7 protein-coding genes are annotated in these 6,068 nt (G+C 56.0%); 4 read left to right on the top strand and 3 right to left on the bottom strand.

Translation table 11 applies throughout. The annotated features are described in order from the left end of the window. From AB4043_RS13455 to AB4043_RS13445, 3 genes are all read left to right on the top strand, one after another. Positions 1 to 1,130, top strand: a 1,130-nt coding sequence (locus tag AB4043_RS13455) for an MFS transporter (RefSeq protein ID WP_442307267.1), incomplete at its 5' end; no start/stop codon positions are given. Positions 1,131 to 1,199: 69 nt separating this feature from the next. Further along, positions 1,200 to 1,940, top strand: a complete 741-nt coding sequence (locus AB4043_RS13450; RefSeq protein ID WP_442301761.1) for an SDR family NAD(P)-dependent oxidoreductase — start codon at positions 1,200 to 1,202, stop codon at positions 1,938 to 1,940. 35 nt (positions 1,941 to 1,975) lie between these two features. After that, entirely contained in the window at positions 1,976 to 2,392 is a 417-nt protein-coding gene (locus tag AB4043_RS13445; RefSeq protein WP_442301762.1) for a secondary thiamine-phosphate synthase enzyme YjbQ, read from the top strand. Between the two features lie 22 nt (positions 2,393 to 2,414). Here AB4043_RS13445 and AB4043_RS13440 read toward each other — a convergent pair whose 3' ends face one another. The 3 genes from AB4043_RS13440 to AB4043_RS13430 all read right to left on the bottom strand — a co-directional run bounded on the left by AB4043_RS13440 (position 2,415) and on the right by AB4043_RS13430 (position 5,859). Beyond that, entirely contained in the window at positions 2,415 to 3,896 is a 1,482-nt protein-coding gene (locus AB4043_RS13440; protein ID WP_442307266.1) for a hypothetical protein, read from the bottom strand. Positions 3,897 to 3,989: 93 nt separating this feature from the next. Further along, complete coding sequence (locus AB4043_RS13435) at positions 3,990 to 5,072, bottom strand: elongation factor G (protein WP_442307265.1); 1,083 nt, start codon at positions 5,070 to 5,072, stop codon at positions 3,990 to 3,992. Next, complete coding sequence (locus AB4043_RS13430; protein WP_442307264.1) at positions 5,065 to 5,859, bottom strand: GTP-binding protein; 795 nt, start codon at positions 5,857 to 5,859, stop codon at positions 5,065 to 5,067. The genes AB4043_RS13435 and AB4043_RS13430 overlap by 8 nt, the downstream gene beginning before the upstream one ends. 2 nt (positions 5,860 to 5,861) lie before the next feature. Between AB4043_RS13430 and AB4043_RS13425 the strand changes: the two genes are divergently transcribed. Then, positions 5,862 to 6,068, top strand: a 207-nt coding sequence (locus tag AB4043_RS13425) for a hypothetical protein (RefSeq protein ID WP_442307263.1), incomplete at its 3' end; no start/stop codon positions are given.

Genomic DNA, 6,068 nt, shown 5'->3' with positions numbered 1-6,068 from the left:
GTGTCTATGCTTTGGGCGCAGGTCTGTTTTTTGTCGGCTATTCGTTATGCGGATTTCCCAGCAACCTGATCCTTCACAAGGTAGGCGCGAAAAAATGGCTTGCCATCCTTATGGTGGGTTGGGGAGCCGTATCGATGGCTACCATGTTCGTGACGGGACCCGCATCGTTTTACTTTTTACGGTTCCTGCTGGGCGTGCTAGAGGCAGGTTTCTTCCCAGGCGCGATCCTCTATCTGACCTATTGGTTTCCTAATAGTATTCGTGGCCGGATCCTTGGATTGTTCTACCTGGGTGTTCCACTTGCGCTCATCTTTGGAGGACCGCTCTCGGGTTTGCTGCTTGAGATGCCTCCATTCCTCGGACTTCAAAGCTGGCAGTGGATGTTTCTCGTGGAAGGCTTCATGGCAGTCGTTCTCGGTCTGTTTGCTTTCTGGTATCTGGATGACAGGCCGTCCAATGCCTCCTGGCTGCCGGCCGAAGAAAGGCACGCGTTGGAGAATACGTTGACGCTTGAAGAAGAGGAACGGAGTTCTGCCGGGCCAACGAAGCTCCTGCCCATGTTTCGCGATCTTCGAGTCATGCACTTCCTATTGATCTATGCCCTCATCCAAACCAGTACGTATGGCGCAGTCTTTTATCTCCCAGCCGAAATATCGGCACTTATGCATAGACCCGTGGGGATCGAGGTCGGCCTGGTGTCGGCGATCCCGTGGATCTTCACGCTGGCTGCCGTCTATCTCCTGCCGCACCTCGCCGACAAGTTCCACAGGCATCGGCAACTCGCATCGCTGACCTTACTGATCTCGGGCTGCGCAAGTTTCGCATTTCCTGCCTGCGGGGCGGGCATGGGCCTGGTAATGCTTTCGCTTGCGGTGGGCGGCTTTATTGCCGTACAACCGCTTTTCTGGACGTTTCCAACGGGATACCTGGCTGACCGTGCAGCGGCGGGCGGAATCGCTGTAATAGGAATGGGCAATCTGGGGGGATTCCTTGCACCCAACCTCAAGGTCTGGGCTGATCAACACTTCGGATCGCAACACGCAGGCTTGTACCTTCTGGCAGCGCTTACGGTTCTAAACGCGGGTTTGATTGCCCTTGTAAGAGGTCGTCCTGCCCAAAGCACGACTTGAAACCCCGCTTGATGACAGAATATTTTCGCGGGACGGTGAGGATCTCGAGCCCGCTGCAGGAGCACTGGAATGTTTGAACTCAAAGGACAGACAGCCATCGTCACGGGAGCAGCCACGGGTATTGGCGAAGCCATTGCGACGCGTCTCGGCGCGGCCGGTGCGACCGTAGTCGTTGCGGATCTGAATCTCGAAGGGGCGACGAGCGTTGCCACACGCATCGATAACGGAGCCTTCGCCCTCAAGGTTGACGTCAGCGACAAATCCTCGATTGAGGCATGTGCCGCCGAGGTGCTTAAGCGCACAGGGCAAATCGACATCCTCGTAAATAATGCGGGCATCGCCGGCCCAGCAGGTCCCATCTGGGAACAGACCCCGGAGACCTGGGACAAAGTCGTCGCCGTCAACCTGAGCAGCATCTTCTACTTCTGCCGCGCCGTGTTGCCACATATGCGCGAGCGCAGGTATGGCCGCATTGTGAACATCGCTTCGATCGCCGGCAAGGAAGGCAACCCTGGAATGGTTCCCTACTCGGCGACGAAGGCGGGTGTGATCGGGCTCACGAAGGCCGTTGGCAAAGAGGTAGCAACCGAGGGCATTTGCGTTAATGCCATCAGCCCCGCGGTCGTACGAACGAAGGTTCTGGAGCAGCTCACGCCTCAACAAGTGAGTTATATGACAGATAAGATTCCGATGAAACGTACCGGCACGCCAGAGGAGATTGCTGCCGTGGCACACTTCCTCGCCAGTCCGGATTGTTCTTTCGTGACGGCACAGTGCTACGACGTAAGCGGTGGACGCGCCACCTACTAGGGTGTCATCGACCTGAAAACAGAGAGGCAAAGATATTGAAGCAGGCAGCACACAAGCTTGAGATTTCGACGCGTGGCCAGGGGCTATACGAATTTACGTCAACTATCAACGAATGGGTGGGGCGCCAGAAGATGCAAACCGGCCTTCTAACGGTGTTTTGCCGGCACACGTCAGCTTCGCTTCTGATTCAGGAGAATGCCGATCCAACTGTGCGCCGGGACATCAAAGCCTATTTCGACCGTCTCGCGCCGGAGGATGGACCGTACGATCACAACTACGAAGGGCCCGACGACATGCCCGCTCATCTGAAAACAGCACTTACTCAAGTGCAGCTTTCGATCCCCGTAATGAATGACAGGCTCGTATTAGGCACCTGGCAAGGTATCTACCTTTTCGAACACCGGATACATCCTCACCGACGGGAGATAGTGCTGCACCTGATCGGAGATTAGACGAGAGCATTTCCCTGGGCTTTCAGGCCAAATTCAGTTCTTTCAAGCCTTCACCAACGGCGCGAAGATTTTCTAATTTCATTTCGGAGTATTTGCGTGAAACGATGATGCCATCTGCTCCGCCTCGGAACGCTGCAGTTACAGCACCTTTGGTTCCAGCAGGAGTGCACCTAGCGTGTCCCTTGGCGGTAGGAATGTCCACGTCAATTCCAGGCCAGAGCTTAGTCTGTGTACCGGCGAGCCCTTCGCGCGCCCGCCTGGTTTCACGATAGACATAATCGGAAGAGTAGCCGGCGGCAGGAAGCGTCGTGAGATCTTTCTCGTTACCGTAATCGAGAACACGATAATGGAAGTCGAGCAACTCCTGCTTCGGCACATCGGCAAAGTAGGAGGTTCCCACACTGTCGATGTAATCCACCATGCGCTCTCCTGCACAATTCTGATAGATCACCACTTTGAGGAAGTCTGAGTACGGCGCCATCTCCGCGAGATCCTGCTCCGCGCGGTAGATCGGGTTAAACGAATTGTTATGCCATATATGCCAACCGACCCCGAGCTTCGAGTTTACGGACTTCACCCGATCGTAGATTGCTTTCTGCACCTCGCGGAGGCTCGATGTCCAGAGCGTCTCCCAGGCGAGAAGCTCCGGGTAACGAAGCATCAGGCGCCAGAGCTGAACGTAGTATCCATCCACGGGACGCGTGCCCTTACGCGCAGCAAGAACAAACTTCTCTAACTCAAGAAAACCCTGCTTCGCGCGGTCTGGGTTGATCCCCTGCTTCCGCGCCTTTGCATAGCAGTAATCACAGAAGCATGTCACCATAGATGGGTGCGGATGAGCATGGCTCGCGCCGAGTGCGTTGGAGAATGCACCCTGCCGCTCCGATCCCCACATCAGGCCGTCGATATCATAGGAGCGCGACCAATCTTCCGCTATGTCCGTGAGCCAGTGGTGATACTCAGGGTTATTGAAGCAGAGCGTCGAAGCCTTCTCACCCGAGAGTGTCACTTCCTGCAATCTCTCGATATTGGGAATATCCTTGCGGAAGACATCTTCGTACCAGCAGATCGTCTTCATCCCACGCTTCTTCGCTTCAGGAATCACGTGTTCGAGCACGTCATAATCGCCAAGATCTGGTGCGCGAAAACTCTTAAAGACTGTGTCAGAGTAGTATTTCGGATTGACTTTTGTATAGGAGCCGCCGAAGAAGGTGTCGGTATCGTACTTTTGGCTTCCGTGATCCGGTAGAGGTTGCCCCGGAACCTGGCGTCCGGCGATGCCGCGACCGTAAGTAAAGGTCGCAACGAAGAGCGTATTAATCGCGGCAGCGCGCTCGCATTCATCGAGAACCTTCTCGACCCCCTCGTCCGCAAACGAGACGGCACCAATCTGTATGCCAATCATCTTTGTTGACTCAAGCGGCGCGGCGATGGCATTGCGGGGATGTACCGTCGCGGAGATAGCCGCGCCCGCTGCGCTCTGAAGAAACTGTCTGCGATCCATAGTGGTTTGACCTTCATTCGTGAATGCAGTGCTTCAGTTGATGGTGGGTGCAGAGGATAGACTGCTCCCACCATCTCTTGGTTTATGGCGGCTCTATTCTTCCTCTTCTTCGGCTGGCCGCTTGGCTGTTGCGACGATCTTCTCCGCCACCGGTTGCGGAACGATGTCGTAGTGATCCATCTCCATACGGAAGCTGCCCCGCCCCTGAGTCAGAGAGGTAAGGATAGTGCCGTAGCTTAGCATCTCGGCCATAGGAACCTCGGCTCTGATCAAAGTCTGTTTTCCGTGGCTCTCCATGCCCTGGACGCGTCCTCTGCGTCCATTCAAGTCGCCCATTAACGCTCCGGCAAATTCCTCCGGAGCCTCAATTTCTACGTGCATGATTGGTTCCAATAAAGCAGGCTTAGCTTGTTCCATGCATTTGCGGAAGGCTAGTCGCCCTGCCATCTTGAAGGACATTTCGTTGGAGTCGACATCATGGTAGCTGCCGTCGTACAGAATGACCTTGAAGTCGACAACAGGATAGCCGGCCAGGTAGCCGCGGGCTGCCGATTCCAGAATGCCTTTCTCCACGGCAGGGACAAATTGCCTAGGGATTGAGCCACCAAAGATGTCGTTGACGAATTCGAACCCGGCTCCACGGGTCAGGGGCTCCATCTTGATCTTGCAATCGCCGAACTGTCCGTGCCCGCCAGTCTGCTTTTTGTGGCGCCCCTGAGCATCTGCCCGTCCTCGAATGGTCTCGCGATAGGGGACTTTGGGAGCCTTCAGGGTAACCTCCGTGTGGTAGCGCCGTTTGAGCTTGGAGACGATGGCCTCGATATGCGGCTGCCCGGAGCCGGCCAACAGAAACTCATTGGTCTGTGGGTCACGGAAGAAGCGAATCAGCAGATCTTCTTCCATGAGCTTGTGGATAGCCGGAGCCAGCTTATCTTCGTCGGCACGCGTTTTGGGTTCAATGGCATAGGTCATCGCCGGTTCGGGCATGGCGAGGGATTGGAGGAAGATGTCCTGCCCTTTAGCCCCCAGTGTGTCTCCGGTAAGGGTGACGCGCAGCTTCGCCACCGCGCCAATGTCTCCGGCATGGAGTTCGCTGACCTCGACCGCCTTTCGTCCCTGCATGACACTCAAGTGGGCAAGGCGCTCCTGCTCCTTGCGGGAGTAGTTTTCAACCACTGGTGTAGAGCACCGGGAAGATGCGGTCTTCGCGAATAGCTTCATGGAGTGCAGTGATCAGGTGCTGCTCCGGGATGGTGCCTTCGCGGAAGAACTCTTCCATGAGTTCGTCTTTGCCTTCGGCGACCAGCTCGACCAAGGCCTCGTGGGCTGCCTGCGCCCGGGTATGCAAGGGGCCGGGAATCTCGCCGATCTTCCCTCGTCCATCACCATCAGGCGTGTAGTAGAAGGCCTCCATGGTGACCAGATCGACGACGCCATGGAAACCCGATTCATCGACGATGGGAAGTTGGACGGGAACGAGGTGCCGCCCCCAGCGCTCGCGCATGTCTTCCAGCATGGCCTCGCGTCCGCTGTAGCTGTCGGCTTTGGGATGATCGACTTGATTGATAACGACAACCCGGGGAAGATCGAACTCTTCCGCGAACTTCCAAACTCGTTCCGTGACAGTTTCTATGCCATTCGGCGCATTAATCACCACGACGGCTGATTCAACCGACAGCATGGCGGCACGGGCTTCGTGACAGAACATGTGGAAGCCGGGAGTATCGAGAAAATTGATCTTGACGCCCTGCCATTCTGCGAAGGCAACGGCATTTTGCATGGTAGTTCGCTTGGCAACTTCTTCTTCGTCATAGGCTGTAACGGCCGTTCCGTCATCAACTCTTCCGGGCTTATCGGTCATTTTTGCGGCATGCAGCAACGCGGAAATCAAGGTTGTCTTTCCACTGTGCGCATGCCCTACTACAGCTACGTTGCGGATCTCACTTCCCTGGTACGTTTTCATGGATGTTCTCCTTTTGCCGTGGATGGACATCGGGGCCGGGAGAGTATTACGGCAATGTCCCGGCTAACACGAAGAGGATCGTTATCGATCCCGGCAGCGAGCGATTCTTCGCGTCCGGTCTTCGCGTCCCGATCCGAGCCGATCATCCCGGCTTTGTGCCGACCAGCCGCTCTCATGTCTCGGTAGCGGATGGCCTATCGTCATTGGCG

It is taken from the genome of Terriglobus sp. YAF25 (assembly GCF_052113305.1).
Classification (GTDB): domain Bacteria; phylum Acidobacteriota; class Terriglobia; order Terriglobales; family Acidobacteriaceae; genus Terriglobus.
This window is presented reverse-complemented; position numbering and strand designations above follow the sequence as displayed.